Source organism: Actinomadura sp. WAC 06369 (assembly GCF_003947565.1).
Taxonomy (GTDB): Bacteria; Actinomycetota; Actinomycetes; order Streptosporangiales; family Streptosporangiaceae; genus Spirillospora; species Spirillospora rifamycini.
The window spans coordinates 1-15,789 of the sequence record NZ_QHJN01000102.1 but is presented as its reverse complement, the minus strand read 5'-3'; the positions used below and the strand labels follow the sequence as shown (position 1 = coordinate 15,789).

The window sequence follows — 15,789 nt, the reverse complement described above, 5'->3', positions numbered from 1 at the left end:
GTGAGCACCAAGGACTACCTGGAGAAGGACTACTACAAGGTCCTCGGTGTCTCGAAGACCGCGTCGCAGGAGGAGATCAAGAAGTCCTACCGGAAGCTGGCCCGCAAGTACCACCCGGACGCGAACCGGGGGGACGCCGACGCCGAGGACCGCTTCAAGGAGGTCTCCGAAGCCTACGACGTCCTCTCCGACGAGAAGCGCCGCAAGGAGTACGACTCCGTGCGGTCCATGCCGGGCGGTTTCCGCGGGCAGCAGGGCGGCGGGTTCCCGTTCGACTTCGGCGACATCTTCGGGCAGACCGGAGGCACCGGGACGCAGACCGGCGGCGCCGGGGAGCGCATCGGCGACCTGTTCGGCGGGCTGTTCAACCGCGGCGGCGGCGCGGGCACCCGCACCACCGGGACGCGGCGGGCCCGGCGCGGCGCCGACGTCGAGACGGACGTGACGCTGACGTTCGGCCGCGCGATGAACGGCGTGACCGTCCCGATCAAGCTGACGAGCGAGGCGGCGTGCGGGAGCTGCCGCGGCACGGGCGCGAAGGCGGGGACCGTCCCGCGGGTGTGCCCGAGCTGCGAGGGCACCGGCCACGAGACCCGCAACCTCGGCAACTTCGGGTTCCAGGAGCCGTGCAAGGAGTGCCGGGGCCGCGGCCTCGTCGTCGACGACCCCTGCCCGACCTGCCACGGCAGCGGGCGCGCCACCGGCACCCGGACGATCCAGGCGCGCGTCCCCGCGGGCGTCGCCGACGGGCAGAAGATCCGGCTGAAGGGCAAGGGCGCGCCGGGCGAGAACGGCGGCCCGAACGGCGACCTGTACGTGAACATCAAGGTGAAGCCGCACGCGGTGTTCGGCCGCAGCGGCGACAACCTGACGCTGTCGGTGCCGGTGACGTTCCCGGAGGCGGCGCTCGGCGGCGAGATCCGGGTCCCGACGTTCCAGGGGCAGCCGGTGACGCTGCGGCTGCCCGAGGGCACCCCGAACGGGCGCACGTTCCGCGTCCGGGGCCGCGGCGCGACCCGGCGGGACGGCACCAAGGGCGACCTGCTCGTCACCGTCGACGTGCAGGTGCCGGCGAAGCTGGACGACCAGACGCGGGAGGCTCTGACCAGGCTGCGGGACGCGGGCGGCGGCGACGAGCTGCGCGCCGACCTGATCAAGCAGGCCAGACAGGAGTGATCATGGACCCGTTCGGTGACGACACCCCGGTCTACGTGATCTCCGTGGCGGCGCAGCTCTCCGGGCTGCATCCGCAGACGCTGCGGACGTACGACCGGATGGGGCTGGTGTCCCCGGGCCGGACGGCGGGCCGGGGCCGCCGCTACTCGATGCGCGACATCGTGCTGCTCCGCGAGATCCAGCGGCTCTCCCAGGAGGAGGGCATCAACCTGTCGGGCATCAAGCACATCCTGGGGCTGCAGCGCGACAACGCGCGGCTCCGCGAGGAGCTCGCCAAGGCGCACGCCGCCCTGGACGAGCTGGCGAACGAACTCGAATCGACCCGGGCGGTCGCGGCGCGGCTGGCGCAGCAGCGGCGGCACGGCGACCCGGGCGCGCCCGGGTCCGACCTGGTGCCGATCCGGCGCACCAGCGTCGTGGTCTGGCAGCAGCGGCCCGAGCGCGACTAGGCCGCCGGGCAGGGCTCTGAGGACGCAGGGGGAGCGGATCATGGAAGACAAGCTGACGCAGAAGAGCCGGGAGGCCGTGTCGGTCGCGATCCGCCGGGCGGCCGCCGAAGGGAACCCCGAGGTGCAGCCGCAGCACCTGCTGGTGGCGCTGATCTCGCTGCAGGACGGCACGGCGGTGCCGCTGCTCGAGGCCGTCGGGGCCGACTGGCAGGCGATCCGGCGGCGCGCGGAGGAGCAGCTCGCCGCGCAGCCGAAGGCGGCCGGTTCGACCGTCTCGGCGCCGCGGCTGTCCGCGCAGCTGCACCGCGCCATCACCACGGCGGGCGCGCGCGCACGGCAGCTCGAAGACGAGTACGTGTCGACCGAGCACCTCCTCGTGGGGCTCGCCGCGGACGGCGGCCCCGCCGCCGGGCTGCTGAAGGAGGCGGGCGCGACGCCGGACGCGCTGCTCGACGCGTTCGGGAAGGTGCGCGGGCACGCCCGCGTCACCAGCGAGAACCCCGAGGGCACCTACCAGTCGCTGGAGAAGTACGGCGTCGACCTGACCGCCGCCGCCCGGGACGGGCGCCTCGACCCGGTGATCGGGCGCGACGCGGAGATCCGCCGGGTCGTCCAGGTCCTGTCGCGGCGCACGAAGAACAACCCGGTGCTGATCGGCGAGCCGGGCGTCGGCAAGACCGCCGTCGTCGAGGGCCTCGCGCAGCGGATCGTCGCCGGGGACGTCCCCGAGTCGCTGCGCGGCAAGACCCTCGTCTCCCTGGACCTCGGCGCGATGGTCGCGGGCGCGAAGTACCGCGGCGAGTTCGAGGAGCGGCTGAAGTCCGTGCTGACCGAGATCAAGGAGAGCGAAGGGCAGATCGTCACGTTCATCGACGAGCTGCACACCGTCGTCGGGGCGGGCGCCGCCGAGGGCGCGATGGACGCCGGGAACATGCTGAAGCCGATGCTGGCGCGCGGCGAGCTCCGCATGATCGGCGCGACGACGCTGGACGAGTACCGCGAGCGCATCGAGAAGGACCCGGCCCTCGAACGCCGCTTCCAGCAGGTGCTCGTCGGGGAGCCGTCCGTCGAGGACAGCATCGCGATCCTGCGCGGGCTGAAGGGCCGGTACGAGGCGCACCACAAGGTGCAGATCAACGACTCGGCGCTGGTGTCGGCGGCGACGCTGTCCGACCGGTACATCACCTCCCGGTTCCTGCCCGACAAGGCGATCGACCTCGTGGACGAGGCCGCGTCCCGGCTCCGCATGGAGATCGACTCCCGTCCCGTCGAGATCGACGAGCTGCAGCGCGCCGTCGACCGGCTGCGGATGGAGGAGCTGAACCTGTCGAAGGAGACCGACGAGGCGTCCCGGCAGCGGCTCGAGCGGCTCCGCAAGGACCTCGCCGACAAGCAGGAGCAGCTGTCCGGCCTGAACGCCCGCTGGGAGCGGGAGAAGGCCGGGTTGAACCGGGTCGGCGAGATCAAGGAGCGCATCGACCAGCTCCGCGGCGAGGCCGAGCGGGCGCAGCGCGACGGCGACCTGGAGACGTCCTCCCGGCTCACCTACGGCGAGATCCCCGCGCTGGAGAAGCAGCTGGAGGAGGCGTCCGAGGCCGCCGACGACACGAACGCGATGGTCAAGGAGGAGGTCGGGCCGGACGACGTCGCCGACGTCGTCGCGTCCTGGACCGGCATCCCCGCCGGCCGCCTCCTGGAGGGCGAGACCGCCAAGCTGCTCCGCATGGAGGACGAGCTGGGCCGCCGGCTGATCGGGCAGGCCGCGGCCGTCCGGACCGTGTCGGACGCGGTGCGGCGCGCCCGCGCGGGCATCAGCGACCCCGACCGGCCGACCGGCTCGTTCCTGTTCCTCGGCCCGACCGGCGTCGGCAAGACCGAGCTGGCGAAGGCGCTCGCGGAGTTCCTGTTCGACGACGAGCGCGCCATCACCCGCATCGACATGAGCGAGTACGGCGAGAAGCACAGCGTCGCCCGGCTCGTCGGCGCCCCGCCCGGATACGTCGGGTACGAGGAGGGCGGGCAGCTCACCGAGGCCGTCCGCCGCCGCCCCTACTCGGCCGTCCTGCTGGACGAGGTCGAGAAGGCCCACCCGGAGGTGTTCGACGTCCTCCTGCAGGTGCTGGACGACGGGCGGCTGACGGACGGGCAGGGCCGCACGGTCGACTTCCGCAACACGATCCTGATCCTGACCTCGAACATCGGCTCGCAGTTCCTCGTCGACCCGACGCTCGAGAACGGCGCGAAGCGCGAGGCCGTCTGGAACGCCGTCCGGAACTCGTTCAAGCCCGAGTTCCTGAACCGGCTCGACGACGTCATCCTGTTCGACGCCCTCTCGACGGCCGAGCTGACCCGGATCGTCGACCTCCAGGTCGACCGGCTCGCCGCGCGGCTCGCCGAGCGGCGGCTCAGGCTGCGGGTGACCGACGCGGCCCGCGAGTGGCTCGCGCTGACCGGCTACGACCCGCTGTACGGGGCGCGGCCGCTGCGCCGCCTCGTGCAGACGGCGATCGGCGACCAGCTCGCCCGCGAGCTGCTGGCCGGCGACGTCCGGGACGGCGACGAGGTCGTGGTCGACCTCGACGAGGCCGCCGACCGGCTCACCGTGGAACCCGCGCGGGGGCTGACGCTCACGAAGTAGCGCGGCCCCGCGGGGTCAGATCTCGAGGTTCTGCTCGATGTCCTTGAGCCGGTGCCGGGCCAGCGCCAGGTTGGCCCGGCTCCGGTCGAGGACCATGTACATGAACAGGCCCTTGCCCTTGCGGCCCGTCACCGGCCGGATGATGTGGTACTGCGTGGAGATGCTGATGAGGATGTCCTCGATCTCCTCCTGGATGCCGAGCTGCTCCATCGTCCGCAGCTTCGCCCGCACCACCTCGGTGTTGCCCGCGGCGGCGACCGTCAGGTCGAACGCGTTGGAGCTGCCGAGGTGGCCGAGCGCCATCCCGCTGCCGTAGTCGACCACCGCGGCGCCGACCGCGCCGTCGATCGCCATCATCTCCTTGAGGGCCAGGTCCAGATTCGGCATGTGCCTCCCCTTCCATTCGGGTTCTCTGCGTTCGGGTTCTCTGGGGTCTGTTCCGTTGGGGTCCGGTTCATCTCTTCGAGGCGGCGAGGAGGGCCGCGACGGCGCGCGCCACCGGACGCGCCTCCAGATGGAGCCGGCCGACATTCACGTCCCCTTCCGCGAGCACCGTCAGCGACGCGGCCGGCCCGGCCGCGTACGTCACCACGTAGCCGGCGCCGCGCACGACGACCTCCTGGAAGCCGCCGCCGTGCGCCGTCTCCACGACCCGGGTCGCCAGTCCGAGCTGCGACGCGGTCACCGCCGCCATGGACGCCGGCTCGATCGACGGCGGCAGGTCGTGCGCGATCAGCAGGCCGTCCACGGACGCGACGAGGCTCCCGGTGAGCCCCGGGACCTTCCGCAGGCCGAGCAGTTCGGCCTGCACCTCCGCTTCCAGCACTCCGGCTCCCGTCACAGTTCGACCAGCGCGGCGCGGAGCCGCTCCAGCAGTTGGTGGTCGGCGGGCGCCCAGCCGTCCCGGGGCGTCCCGCAGTCGAACAGGTCGCGGGACGGCTCGCGCCGCCCGGCGGGCCCGGCGGGCTCGGCGGACGCGCCGGGCCGGACGGCCCGCACCAGCGACGCCGCCGCGAGCCCCCGCACGGACAGCAGGCAGCCGAACACCGTCCGTCCGAGGTCGCGGGCGAGTTCCGCGGGGGTGCGGCGGCCGTCCGCGTTGAGCAGGATCTCCGCCTGGAGCCCGGTCAGGAACACCCGCTGGCGGCGCACCCGCCGCACCGGGACGACCGGTGCCGCGTCCACGTCCGCCGAGGGCCACGCGGCGTCCAGCAGGTCGCGGCGCCGCCGCAGCTCGCAGGCGAGCGTCGCCGCGGTCACCGGGCGGGCCGCGCCCCTCGATACCGGCCCTTCCGCGAACCGCGGCGCGCCCTCCGCCCCGAGCAGGAAGCACGCCGCGTCGAACAGCGCGATCGGCTCCGCCCACTCCCCCGCCGTGTACCGGCATTCGGCGTGGACGACCGCGCCGCCGGCCACCTCGAACGATCCGACGTCGCCGACGCGCAGGACGCCGCTGCGCCCGTCGCGTTCCAGTCCGTGCAGGACGCGCAGCACCTCGCCCGCCCCGTGCGGCGCCGTCACCGGACCGCCATTTCCCGCACGAGCCCCTGCATCCGGAGACGCGCCAGGGCCAGATTCCCCTTTTCGCGGTCGACCACCAAATGGACGAACAGGTGCCCGTCCAGATCGGGGCCGGTGAGGACCAGGAGGTGATATCCGGCGGCCCCGCACACGATGATCTCCTCGACGTCGTCGCCGTCCGGGGTGGCGCTGAGCGCCGCGGAGCCGAGCACCGAACGGACCGCGTCGGTCGCCCCGGCGGCGTCCTCGTGCTGGTCGACGCCGTCGTCCCGGCCGGCCGAGGCCACGGCCAGCCCGCTCGCGCAGTCCACCAGAGTCACCCGCTGCGCCCCGGGAATCGCCATCATGCGCGCAAGGCAGTCATCGATGCGCAAGGCCCATTCCCCCACGAATGAGAGTTGCAGGAGACTGCACCTTACCCACAAGTCGCCGCACGACAGGCGCAAAATCTCAAATAGCGATCAAGGTCGTGAAGCGGGGCATAAATACCACCCAGTATCGAAACCGCTCAGGCCCTTTGACCGCAGATTCGGCTCCTTTGACATGGACCGAAAACCTGGCCGAATCGTGGCGGCGGCCGTCCTTAGCGGGGGCCGAACCAGCGGCGGGCGGCCGCGGCGAGCTCGTCCAGTTCCGCCGCGTCCGGGCACGGGGACGACGACGCCCACGCGACGTAGGAGTCGGGACGGACCAGGACCGCCGCGGCGCCGCCCGCGTCCGCGCCCGGCTCGGCGCGGACGGCGTCCACCCGGTCGCGCAGCCCCGCCAGCGTCCGGGACGGGGCGCCGTCCTCGGTGCGGTCGATGAGCAGCGGGCGCCCGCTGCGGGCCAGCTCGGCGAGCCGGGTCCCGCCGAGGTCCATGTCGGGGGCGCAGAACCCGGCGAGCGGGTGCGGGTCGCGCAGGCCCATGTCGTACCGGACGTCCGTCCCCGCGATCAGGTCGGCCACCCGCCGGACCGCGCCCGGGTCGGCGAGCAGCTCCCCGAACAGCTCGCGCAGGCCCGTGACGTCGCCGCCCGGCGCCAGCAGCGCCCCGGTGGCCCGCGCGTACAGGTCGACGCGCCGCGCGGCGGGCCGCCGCTCCGCGTCGTAGGTGTCGAGCAGGCCCGCGGGCGCGTCGCCGCGGACGTCCGCCGCGAGCTTCCACCCCAGGTTGAGCGCGTCCTGCATGCCGAGGTTGAGGCCCTGCCCGCCGGCCGGGTCCACGTGGGCCGCGTCGCCGAGCAGGAACACCCGCCCGTCCCGGAACCGCTCCGCCCGCCGGTTGCTGCCGCCCGTGATCCGCCGCAGCGCGTGCGGCCCCGCGCCGTCCGGCGGGCCGATCGGCACGTCCGCGCCGAGCACCCGGCGGACGCTGCCGCGCAGCTCGTCCAGCGTCATCGGCCCGTCGCCCGGCCGGTCCCACTCCATCGTGGCGACCGTCGGCGGCCGTCCCGGGAGCGGCGCGAACGAGAACCCGCCGTGCTCGGTGCGCTCCCCGAGGAACGGCCGGACGAGCCCGTGGCCGGGGACGTCGAGCCCGCCCGTCGCCGCGTCGATCCACGCGTCCGGCACGGTGACCTCGCCCCACCTGCGGGTGATGCGGTCCTGGCTGATCCCGGGGAAGCCGATGCCGCACAGCTTGCGGGTGGTGCTGTGCCCGCCGTCCGCGCCCACCAGGTACCGGGCGGCGAGCCGGTACGCCCCGTCCGGGCCCGCCACGTCGGCGACCACGGCGCCGCCGCCCTGCTCCAGCCCCGCGAGCCGGTGCCCGTACCGGACGTCCGCGCCCAGCTCGGCCGCCCGCTCGGCCAGGACCCGGACGAGGCGCGGCTGCGGCACCGGCAGCGTGTGAACGGGGCTCTCGTCCAGGACGCCGAGGTTCAGCGGCAGCGTGGCGAACATGTAGAACGGCGCGGGCTCCGGCCGCGCCTTCCCGGCGAGCCGCTCGTAGAGGCCGCGCCGGTCGACCATCCGCACGACCTGCCCGACGAGGCCGTTCGCCTTCGGCTCGCCGTCCGGTCCGGGCGCCCGTTCGAGGACGACCGGCCGGAGCCCGGCGAGCCCCAGCTCGCAGGCCAGCATGAGGCCGTTGGGCCCGGCTCCGACGATGACGACGTCGGCGTCCGTTCTTGTGTCCGTGTCCATGTGGGTCCCTTCCGTCAGGGGGTGGGCAGGCCGGCCGCGAGCCGTTCGAGGGCGTCCCGCAGGACCGGGCCGGGCGGGGCCGGCCGCTCGCCGCGCAGGGAGTGCGCGACGGCCGCGCCGACCGCGGCGCCGAGCACCGCCGCCGCGAGCCCCGGGTAGAGGTCGCGGCCGGGATCGGTGCCCGTGCGCGCGGCGATGGCGGCGGCCAGCTCCGCCTCGACCGCCGCGTGCGCCTTCGCCAACTCCCCCGCCAGCGCCGGTTCGGTGAGCATCAACCGAACCCCGTCCACCCGCCGCCGCACACCCGCGCCGTAGGGCCCGTCCGCGCCGCCCGGGCCGTGCGGGACGTCTGCGCTGGGGACACCGCCCGGAACATCCGGGGCGTCCGGGCCGCCCGGCACGCCCGCACCACCCGGCACGCCCGCGCCGCCGACGCCGCCCGGGACGCCCGCACCGCCCGCACCGTCCGGCACGCCCGCACCGCCCGGGGCGCCTGGGGCGCCCGGGACATCCGGGGCGTCTGCGGTGGGGGCGAACTGTTCTTGGACGGCTGCGCTTATGGCGTCCCACAGGGGTTCGTCTGCCGGGCGCGCGCGCAGGCCGTCCGCTATGCGGCGCATGCGGTCGACGTGCCGGGCGGCGACCGCCTCGGCCTTGCCCGAGAAGTAGTTGCGGAACGTGCGGACGGACACGTTCGCCGCCGCCGCGATGTCCTCGATCGTCACCGCGCTCCACCCGCGCTCGACGATCAGCCCGATCGCCGCCGCGCTCAGCGCGTCCCGCGTCTCCCGCTTCTTGCGCTCCCGCAGACCCGCCTCGCGGGGCCCTCCGCCGTCCACAGCCATGCGGGGGACCCTAGACGAAACTTGCCGATCCGGCAATCATTCCGGATCGGCAAGTTTTCGAGGCGCGGTCAGCCGCGACTCCAGAAGCGGTACTCGTGGTCGCGCTCGAAGTCCGCCCGCTCCCAGGCGCCGGACGTCAGCGACTGGACGTACCGGCCCGCCCGGCCCCGGTCGTCGCGCAGCCGCGGCCACGCCGCCTCGCCGCCGCCGTTCGGGTCGCCGGTCGCGGCGAAGCGCGTCCACGCGCCGATCAGCCGGTCGCCGAGCGCGGCCTGCTCCGCGGTGAGGTCCTCGAACAGGTCCAGGTCGAAGATGTAGGCCAGTTCGGCCATGTGCTGCGCGGCGGCCGGGAAGCTCGGCGCCGGGTAGCCCGCGTACCAGGGCGTGTCCTGCTCGGCGAACTCGTACATCCGGACGGGCGTCCGCCGCGCCAGCGTCCGGGCGGTGTCGAGGGTCGGCGCCGCCCAGACCTCGTCGGTCTTCACCCGCGCCAGCGACCGCCCGGCGCCCAGCGGGTAGCGGCGCAGGACGGCGGCGGCCCGGCGCCCGTAGCCGTCCCGGATCGCCTTCTCGTACGCGTCGTCCGCCATCGGCTCACCGGTGGCGAGCTCCTCGCCGAGCACCCGCCCGTTCTCCTCGTCGCTGTTGACGCCGATCAGCACCGGCACCCGGTTGAACCGGCCCGTCCGGAACGCCTCGTCCACCGGCAGCGGGAGCTGCGGCGTGCCGCTGACGGGACGCGGCTCCCCCTCCCCGTACGCCTTCAGCAGCGACTCCATGGGCGTCTCGCGCAGGCAGCGCGCCGCGCCGACGCCGTCCGGGCACTCCTCCATCAGCTTCTCGACCACCGGCTCGCTCTCGGCGAGGGCCTCCGCCCGCGTCCGGGACGCGTTGCCCGGGACGCCGCAGGGCGCGCTCTGCACGATCGCCTTGTGGAACAGCCCCGCGGACGCCGGGGACGCGAGGTGGCCGCAGACCGCGAAGCCGCCCCCGGACTGCCCCATCAGCGTCACGTTGCGGGGGTCGCCGCCGAACGCCGCGATGTTCCCGCGCACCCAGCGCAGCGCGGCGCGCTGGTCGTCTAGCGCGAGCCCGCCCGACTCGGGGATCGACGGGTGGGTGAGGAAGGCCGCGGCGCCCAGCCGGTAGTTCATCGACACCACCACGGCGCCGCCCGCCGCGAGCCGCTCGGCGCCGTACAGGTCGCCCATGCCGTACATCAGGCTCCCGCCGTGCACCCACACGATGACCGGGAGTTTCCCCTTCGCGGCGGACGGCGTCGTCACGTTGACGCTCAGGCAGTCCTCGGCGGTGCTGTACTCGCCGATCGGGTAGCCGGTCGGCTGCGCGCACGGCGCGCCGGGCTCGGTGGCGTCCCGGACGCCCGTCCAGCCGGCGGCGGGGCGCGGTGCGGCGAAGCGCTCGGCGGTGGCGTAGGGGATGCCCTGGAACGACCGCGCCTTCTCCCCGACGGTGCCGCGCACGGCGCCCTGGGAGGTCACCACGACCGACCGGTCGGTGTCCGCGCGGGCGGTCGCGCCCGGCGCGAGCAGCGCCGGCGTTGCGATGAGCGCGGCGCCGAGCGCCGCCGCCGAGAGTCGTTTCATCCGTCCGTCTCCTGTCGATCGAGCCGATGCGAGGACCGTAGACGACTTTTGCACGATCGCGCAAGACGATCGCGCAAGACGTCTGCGCAAAACGATCGCGCGAAACGGGTGCGCGAAACGATCGAGCAAACCGGTGCTAGGCTCCCGCGCCATGGGAAACCGCGAGGACCTGCTGGCGGGCGCGATGCGGTGCCTGCGCGAGAAGGGCTACGACCGGACCAGCGTCCGCGACATCGCCACCGCCGCCGGCGTCAGCACGGCGGCGATCGGCTACCACTACGGCTCCCGCGAGGCGCTGCTGACCCAGGCGCTCTTCGCGATCCTGGACGAGTGGGGCGACAGCCTCGGCCGCGCGCTGGCCCCCGAGCCCGGGGACGACGCGGCGCACGGCTTCGCGCGCATGTGGGAGGGGCTCATCGAGCAGTTCACCGCCCACCCCGACCTGTGGCTGGCGAGCGTCGAGCTGTTCCTCCAGGCGCAGCGCCAGCCCGCGCTGCGGACCCGCCTGGCGGACGGCCTCGGCGAGGGCCGGCGCGGCATGGCCGCGATCCTGCAGAGCGTCCCCGAGGAGGAGGTGTCCGACGGCGCCGCCCGGACCCTCGGGATGCTGCAGACGGCGCTGATGTCCGGCGTGATGATCCAGGTGCTCGGCGATCCCGAGAACGCCCCCACGGCGGCGGAGGTGCTCGACGGCCTGCGGGCCCTCGCCCGGCTCGCCGACCCGGAGTGACCGCCGGGTCAGGGCGCCGCCGCGAGGCCGGGCGGGCGGGACGTCAGCAGCGGCGGCCCGCCAGGGTGCAGTGGTCGGGGGAGGACGCGTCGCCCGCGGCCTGGAACGTCACCGTGGCGCGGCCGCCGGGCGGGAGGACGCCCAGGCGCGCGACGACGCTCCCGCCGGACCACTCGCTCGGCGCGCCCCACGCGGACGTGATCCGCACGCCGCGGCCGTAGCCGAACACCAGGTCGCCCGCGTCCACGGGACGTCCGCCGAGGTTGGTGACGGTGACGGCGCCGATGAAGTTCGTCCGCCAGTCGCCCCGGGTGCTGTAGTCGGCGCGCAGGCCATGGCGGGAGCCCCGGCGGCCGTCGTCCCGGTCGCCGCGGCCGTCCCGGCCGCGCCCGCGGTCGTCGCCGCCCGGGGTCGCGGAGGGCCGCGCGGTCGGCGTCCGGGTGGGCGACGTAGAGGGCGTGGGGGACGGCGCGGCGTCCGAGGCGACCGGTTCGCCCGGGGCGCTCGGGCGCCGGGAGGGATCGGACGGCTCCGGGGGCGCGGCGACGGCGCAGTCGGGCGCGCACCCGGAGGCGCGCGGCTCGGGCGGGGACTCGTTGAGCAGCGCCCAGCCGACGAGGGAGCCGCCGGCCAGGACGACCGCGACGACGGCGGCGGTCAGCAGGCGCCCGCGTCCGGCCGGGGGCGGCTTCTCCGGCGAGCGGTGCCGTCCCGGCGCGCGGCCCGGGCCGTCCCGGCGCTCCATCACGATCTTCCCCGCATGACTCGGGATCCAACCAGAAATGCCCGCTTTCCGCACGGGTCCCTCGGGTCCCCCCGGTACCGTGATGCCCGGCTGGTCACTTTGGGGGAGCGAGATGCACATCGTCGTGGACGATCTCACCGGACCGGAGATCGCCGAGTTCCTGGAGGGGCACGTCCGGGAAATGCGGTCGATCACGCCGCCGGAGAGCAAGCACGCCCTCGATATCGACGCTCTGCGCCGCCCGGGCGTCACTTTCTGGTCCGTGCTGGACGCCCAGGTCATCGTGGGGTGCGGCGCGCTGTCGCGGCTGGACGGCGAGCACGCGGAACTGAAGTCGATGCGAACGGCGCCCGCCCGGAAACGGAGCGGAGTCGCGTCGTTGCTACTGACGCACATCATCGGCGAGGCGGCGCGGATGGGATTCCTCCGGGTGAGTCTCGAGACCGGTTCGGCTCCGTTCTTCGAGCCCGCGAGAAAGCTTTACGAGAAGTTCGGGTTCGACTACTGCGAGCCATTCGGGAACTACCGTCCCGATCCGAACAGCGTCTTCATGACGAAGTCCCTCGCGGGGGCCTGAGGGCCGGTCCGTAGGCTGGAGCGTTCCCGCCGCCCGACGCTCCTGGAGCCCTCGCCGTGCTGATCGCCCGTTCCGTCGCGCTGTTCGTCCTCGCCGCACTGCTGGAGATCGGCGGGGCGTGGCTGGTGTGGCAGGGCGTGCGGGAGCACCGGGGCTGGATCTGGATCGGCGCCGGGGTGATCGCGCTGGGGGCGTACGGGTTCGTCGCGACGCTGCAGCCGGACGCGCACTTCGGGCGGGTGCTGGCCGCGTACGGAGGCGTCTTCGTCGCGGGGTCGATCGTGTGGGGCGTCGTCGCGGACGGCTACCGCCCTGACCGGTTCGACGTCGCCGGGGCGCTCGTATGCCTCGCCGGGATGGCCCTGATCATGTACGCCCCGCGCGGCGGCTGACCTCCCCGCGCCGGTCGTGACGGCGTGTGACGCCGATCATTGTCGGTTTTGTTGCTGTTTGTCGGGGCAGACCGCCGATCGAACGTCGCTCTACGCGCAGCGGCAGGAAGGGGACGACCGTCCATGATCGGCTTCATCATCGCGGGACTGATCATCGGGGCGCTGGCGCGGTTGATCAAGCCCGGGAAGCAGCGGATGGGGATCATCGCGACGCTCCTGCTGGGGCTGGTGGGGTCCGTGATCGGGGGCACCATCGCCAACATGCTGGGCACCGGGAGCATCTGGGAGCTCAACGTGCTCGGGTTCGTCGTCGCGGTGATCGCGTCCGTGCTGCTGATCGGCGTCGCCGAAGGGCTCGCCGGGCGAACGAAGGAGAGGCGCTAGGCGCCCGCTCGGGCGGGGCCGCCGGGGAACCGGCGGCCCCGCCGAAATTTTTTCCGCCGGGATGTCACATTCCCCGGCGGGCTCCCGTCGTTCGGGCGAATCCACACTGGAGGAGGAGCCATGACGTCACCCATCCTGGTCACCGGAGGCACGGGCGCCCTGGGCCGCCGGGTCGTGCCGCTGCTGCGCGACGCCGGACGGCCGGTGCGGGTGCTGAGCCGCAGCGCGCGGGAACCGCGGGACGGCGTCGAGTTCGTCACCGGCGACCTGGTCCGCGACGAGGGCGTCGACCGCGCGGTCGCGGGCGTGGAGACCGTCGTCCACCTGGCGGGCGGCCGCAAGGGCGACGACGACGCGGCGCGGAACCTGGTGCGGGCCGCGAAGGCCGCCGGGGTGCGGCACCTCGTGTACATCTCGGTGATCGGCGCGGACGCGGTGCCGCTGGGGTACTTCCGGCAGAAGTACGCCGCCGAGCGGATCGTCGCCGAGTCGGGGGTCCCGTGGACGACGCTGCGCGCGGCGCAGTTCCACGGCTTCGCGCTCAACGCCGTCCGGGGCATGGCGAAGTCGCCGGTGATGCCCGCGCCGCGCGACATGCGGTGGCAGCCGGTGGACGTGCGGGACGTCGCCGAACGCCTCGTCGAGCTGGCGCTCGGGGAGCCCGCGGGCATGGTCCCCGACCTCGCGGGCCCGAAGGTGTACGAGATGGCGCGGCTCGAGCGCGACTACCTGCGGGCGAGCGGCAAGCGGCGGCTGATGCTGCCGATCCGGGTGCCGGGCAAGGTCGGCCGCGCGTACAAGGCGGAGGACAACCTGTCCCTGGACGGCGCCGACTTCGGCGCCCGGACCTGGGAGGACTTCCTCGCCGAGGAGTTCGGCGCGGCCCCCGCCCGCCGCGCCTGACGGCCGCGGCCGGCCGTTCGTCCGGCGGATCGGCACCCCCAGAGGGTTGCGTCATGAAACCCGCGTGCGCTCCAATAGGTTTCATGACGCAACTCGCTGTGCGCGGCGCGGCGCGCACCGGCCCCCTGGACGACGTCCGCGTGCGTCCGTACGGGACGGCCGACGGCGCGCGGCTGCGCGGCTTGTCGGACCGCCTCTCCACCCGGAGCCTCTACGCGCGGTTCTTCTCCGGCACGCCCCGCATCCCCGACCACTACGTCGCGATCATGAACGGTCTCGACCACTGGGACCGGGACGCGCTCGTCGCCCTCCGGGACGGCGAGATGATCGGCATCGCCGAGTACTGCCGGGACGCGGACCGCCCCGGCCTCGCCGACCTCGCCGTCCTCGTGGGCGACCCGTGGCAGCGGCGCGGCGTCGCGACCGTCCTGGTCCGGTACCTGGCGCAGCTCGCGGGGCGGCGCGGCGTCCGCGCGTTCGGCGCGGACGTCCTCCCGGGCAACCGGGAGGCGGTGCTGGCGCTGCACGGCGTGTGGCCGGACGCGGTCCCGGCATACCGCGACGGGCTCGCCCGGTACGTACTCCCGCTCCCCGGGCGCCCGGGTTGATACGCACAGGTAGTGGCCATTTACGATGAGCCGCATGACCCAGAACCTGCTCGGCGGCCCGCCTCCGACCGAACTTCCGGACAACACCGAGGCCCGCACGGCCCTGGAGAACGGCGTCGATCCGTTCGAGGTCGCCGCGCGCCACCCGGACCACCCGGGCGCCTGGGCCGAACTGGCCGACCGCGCCTTCGCCAAGGGCAGCGTGATCGACTCGTACGCGTTCGCCCGCACCGGCTACCACCGGGGCCTCGACCAGCTCCGCCGCGCGGGCTGGAAGGGCCAGGGGCCGATCCCGTGGGAGCACGAACCGAACCGCGGGTTCCTGCGCGCCCTGCACGCGCTCGGCCGCGCCGCCGCCGCCATCGGCGAGGACGACGAGGCCGAGCGCTGCAAGCGGTTCCTGCGCGACAGCAGCGCCGAGGCCGCCGACGCCCTCAACGGGGGCTGACGAGCGCCGCCGCGGCCCGCGCCGCCAGCGCGGCCAGGCCCGGTATCGAGGTCGTCAGGAACGGGCCGTCGCCCGCCAGGTCGCCCGCGACCAGCACGCGCGGGTCGGGGCGGCCGCCGACGACGAGCCGCCCGGTGCCCGGATCGACGGTGAGACCGCCGTCCGGGTGCCGGGCCGCCCCCTGCCCCAGCAGGGACGACACGAGCGGCGCCGCGGCCCCCGGCACCGCGTGCGCGGGCGGGTTCACGGCGTTGACCACCGCGTCCGCGGCGCGGACGCCGCCCGCGTGCCCGACGCGGAACCGGCCCCCCGCCGCCGTGATCTCCCCGGCCCCCCGCAGGATCTCCAGCGTCCCGGCGCCGAGCAGGTCGAGCAGGACGGCGGCGTTGCGGGGCACCATCGGGGACGCCTGCACCGTGATCGCGCGGGCGTGCGCCCGCAGCCGCGCCCGGTCCGCCGCGGGGAGCCGCCGCCAGGCGACCGCCCCCGCCGTGTGCGTGGCCGTCCGGACGATCCGGCGGCCCGGCAGCGGATCGCCCGTCAGCGCGAACTGCTCCCGGAGGGTCACCGCCGGGTCCCCCGTCATCGACCGGGCGATCAGCGCCCGGACGTCCTCCCACGCGTCGCCGGCGTCGGCC

Annotated in this window: 18 protein-coding genes and 1 pseudogene; 10 read left to right on the top strand and 9 right to left on the bottom strand. The window is 74.6% G+C overall.

Annotation, left to right across the window (positions count from 1 at the left end; all coding sequences use genetic code 11):
* The 3 genes from dnaJ to clpB are packed head-to-tail and all read left to right on the top strand — an operon-like array spanning window position 1 to window position 4,263.
* Window positions 1-1,176 carry a molecular chaperone DnaJ gene (gene dnaJ, locus DMH08_RS25195; protein WP_034518523.1) on the top strand — a complete coding sequence of 392 codons (1,176 nt, stop codon included), beginning with the start codon at window positions 1-3 and terminating at the stop codon, window positions 1,174-1,176.
* Window positions 1,177-1,178: 2 nt separating this feature from the next.
* On the top strand, window positions 1,179-1,625 hold the full coding sequence (locus DMH08_RS25190; RefSeq protein ID WP_125618177.1) for a heat shock protein transcriptional repressor HspR: 447 nt from the start codon (window positions 1,179-1,181) through the stop codon (window positions 1,623-1,625).
* A 40-nt stretch (window positions 1,626-1,665) separates the two neighbouring features.
* Window positions 1,666-4,263, top strand: coding sequence for an ATP-dependent chaperone ClpB (gene clpB / locus DMH08_RS25185; RefSeq protein WP_125618175.1), 2,598 nt, complete (start codon window positions 1,666-1,668; stop codon window positions 4,261-4,263).
* 15 nt (window positions 4,264-4,278) lie between these two features.
* Here the strand turns inward: clpB and DMH08_RS25180 are convergent, their stop codons facing one another.
* From DMH08_RS25180 to DMH08_RS25155, 7 genes are all read right to left on the bottom strand, one after another.
* Window positions 4,279-4,650, bottom strand: coding sequence for a hypothetical protein (locus DMH08_RS25180; protein WP_026403224.1), 372 nt, complete (start codon window positions 4,648-4,650; stop codon window positions 4,279-4,281).
* 67 nt (window positions 4,651-4,717) lie between these two features.
* Window positions 4,718-5,089, bottom strand: coding sequence for a roadblock/LC7 domain-containing protein (locus DMH08_RS41880; RefSeq protein ID WP_034518525.1), 372 nt, complete (start codon window positions 5,087-5,089; stop codon window positions 4,718-4,720).
* Between the two features lie 11 nt (window positions 5,090-5,100).
* On the bottom strand, window positions 5,101-5,784 hold the full coding sequence (locus tag DMH08_RS41875; protein WP_233617794.1) for a hypothetical protein: 684 nt from the start codon (window positions 5,782-5,784) through the stop codon (window positions 5,101-5,103).
* Window positions 5,781-6,158, bottom strand: a complete 378-nt coding sequence (locus tag DMH08_RS25170; protein WP_233617793.1) for a hypothetical protein — start codon at window positions 6,156-6,158, stop codon at window positions 5,781-5,783. Before DMH08_RS25170 ends, DMH08_RS41875 begins: the two co-directional genes overlap by 4 nt.
* 209 nt (window positions 6,159-6,367) lie before the next feature.
* Window positions 6,368-7,912, bottom strand: a complete 1,545-nt coding sequence (locus tag DMH08_RS25165; RefSeq protein ID WP_125618173.1) for an FAD-dependent monooxygenase — start codon at window positions 7,910-7,912, stop codon at window positions 6,368-6,370.
* Between the two features lie 14 nt (window positions 7,913-7,926).
* Complete coding sequence (locus tag DMH08_RS41150; protein ID WP_233617792.1) at window positions 7,927-8,757, bottom strand: TetR/AcrR family transcriptional regulator; 831 nt, start codon at window positions 8,755-8,757, stop codon at window positions 7,927-7,929.
* Between the two features lie 68 nt (window positions 8,758-8,825).
* Window positions 8,826-10,364 (bottom strand): carboxylesterase/lipase family protein, encoded by a 1,539-nt coding sequence (locus tag DMH08_RS25155; RefSeq protein ID WP_158642391.1) that lies wholly within the window; start codon window positions 10,362-10,364, stop codon window positions 8,826-8,828.
* 151 nt (window positions 10,365-10,515) lie between these two features.
* Here DMH08_RS25155 and DMH08_RS25150 point away from each other — a divergent pair, with 151 nt between their 5' ends.
* Complete coding sequence (locus tag DMH08_RS25150) at window positions 10,516-11,094, top strand: TetR/AcrR family transcriptional regulator (RefSeq protein ID WP_125618169.1); 579 nt, start codon at window positions 10,516-10,518, stop codon at window positions 11,092-11,094.
* 43 nt (window positions 11,095-11,137) lie between these two features.
* Here DMH08_RS25150 and DMH08_RS42460 read toward each other — a convergent pair whose 3' ends face one another.
* Window positions 11,138-11,839, bottom strand: a complete 702-nt coding sequence (locus DMH08_RS42460; protein ID WP_026405116.1) for a cellulose binding domain-containing protein — start codon at window positions 11,837-11,839, stop codon at window positions 11,138-11,140.
* A gap of 112 nt (window positions 11,840-11,951) precedes the next feature.
* Here DMH08_RS42460 and DMH08_RS25140 point away from each other — a divergent pair, with 112 nt between their 5' ends.
* The 6 genes from DMH08_RS25140 to DMH08_RS25115 all read left to right on the top strand — a co-directional run bounded on the left by DMH08_RS25140 (window position 11,952) and on the right by DMH08_RS25115 (window position 15,151).
* Window positions 11,952-12,416, top strand: coding sequence for a GNAT family N-acetyltransferase (locus DMH08_RS25140; RefSeq protein WP_026405115.1), 465 nt, complete (start codon window positions 11,952-11,954; stop codon window positions 12,414-12,416).
* A gap of 56 nt (window positions 12,417-12,472) precedes the next feature.
* Entirely contained in the window at window positions 12,473-12,808 is a 336-nt protein-coding gene (locus DMH08_RS25135) for a YnfA family protein (RefSeq protein ID WP_026405114.1), read from the top strand.
* A gap of 123 nt (window positions 12,809-12,931) precedes the next feature.
* Window positions 12,932-13,192 (top strand): GlsB/YeaQ/YmgE family stress response membrane protein, encoded by a 261-nt coding sequence (locus DMH08_RS25130; protein ID WP_026405111.1) that lies wholly within the window; start codon window positions 12,932-12,934, stop codon window positions 13,190-13,192.
* Window positions 13,193-13,312: 120 nt separating this feature from the next.
* Complete coding sequence (locus DMH08_RS25125) at window positions 13,313-14,095, top strand: SDR family oxidoreductase (protein ID WP_125618167.1); 783 nt, start codon at window positions 13,313-13,315, stop codon at window positions 14,093-14,095.
* A gap of 83 nt (window positions 14,096-14,178) precedes the next feature.
* Complete coding sequence (locus DMH08_RS25120) at window positions 14,179-14,703, top strand: GNAT family N-acetyltransferase (protein WP_233617791.1); 525 nt, start codon at window positions 14,179-14,181, stop codon at window positions 14,701-14,703.
* A 25-nt stretch (window positions 14,704-14,728) separates the two neighbouring features.
* Window positions 14,729-15,151: a DUF3151 domain-containing protein gene (locus DMH08_RS25115; RefSeq protein WP_026405108.1), complete on the top strand. Its 423-nt coding sequence runs from the start codon at window positions 14,729-14,731 to the stop codon at window positions 15,149-15,151.
* On the opposite strand, the pseudogene DMH08_RS40315 reads toward DMH08_RS25115, so the two are convergent.
* Window positions 15,138-15,789: pseudogene (locus DMH08_RS40315) on the bottom strand (FAD/NAD(P)-binding protein); the annotation flags it as partial. The gene DMH08_RS25115 and the pseudogene DMH08_RS40315 sit on opposite strands and share 14 nt — an antisense overlap.

What these genes read in the sequence shown, in the direction of transcription:
- DMH08_RS25190 (WP_125618177.1), top strand. Translation starts at nt 1,179, where the DNA reads ATGGACCCGTTCGGTGACGACACCCCGGTCTACGTGATCTCCGTGGCG.
- clpB (WP_125618175.1), top strand. Translation starts at nt 1,666, where the DNA reads ATGGAAGACAAGCTGACGCAGAAGAGCCGGGAGGCCGTGTCGGTCGCG.
- DMH08_RS25180 (WP_026403224.1), bottom strand. Translation starts at nt 4,650, where the DNA reads ATGCCGAATCTGGACCTGGCCCTCAAGGAGATGATGGCGATCGACGGC.
- DMH08_RS25165 (WP_125618173.1), bottom strand. Translation starts at nt 7,912, where the DNA reads ATGGACACGGACACAAGAACGGACGCCGACGTCGTCATCGTCGGAGCC.
- DMH08_RS41150 (WP_233617792.1), bottom strand. Translation starts at nt 8,757, where the DNA reads ATGGCTGTGGACGGCGGAGGGCCCCGCGAGGCGGGTCTGCGGGAGCGC.
- DMH08_RS25155 (WP_158642391.1), bottom strand. Translation starts at nt 10,364, where the DNA reads ATGAAACGACTCTCGGCGGCGGCGCTCGGCGCCGCGCTCATCGCAACG.
- DMH08_RS25150 (WP_125618169.1), top strand. Translation starts at nt 10,516, where the DNA reads ATGGGAAACCGCGAGGACCTGCTGGCGGGCGCGATGCGGTGCCTGCGC.
- DMH08_RS42460 (WP_026405116.1), bottom strand. Translation starts at nt 11,839, where the DNA reads ATGGAGCGCCGGGACGGCCCGGGCCGCGCGCCGGGACGGCACCGCTCG.
- DMH08_RS25140 (WP_026405115.1), top strand. Translation starts at nt 11,952, where the DNA reads ATGCACATCGTCGTGGACGATCTCACCGGACCGGAGATCGCCGAGTTC.
- DMH08_RS25130 (WP_026405111.1), top strand. Translation starts at nt 12,932, where the DNA reads ATGATCGGCTTCATCATCGCGGGACTGATCATCGGGGCGCTGGCGCGG.
- DMH08_RS25125 (WP_125618167.1), top strand. Translation starts at nt 13,313, where the DNA reads ATGACGTCACCCATCCTGGTCACCGGAGGCACGGGCGCCCTGGGCCGC.
- DMH08_RS25120 (WP_233617791.1), top strand. Translation starts at nt 14,179, where the DNA reads ATGACGCAACTCGCTGTGCGCGGCGCGGCGCGCACCGGCCCCCTGGAC.
- DMH08_RS25115 (WP_026405108.1), top strand. Translation starts at nt 14,729, where the DNA reads ATGAGCCGCATGACCCAGAACCTGCTCGGCGGCCCGCCTCCGACCGAA.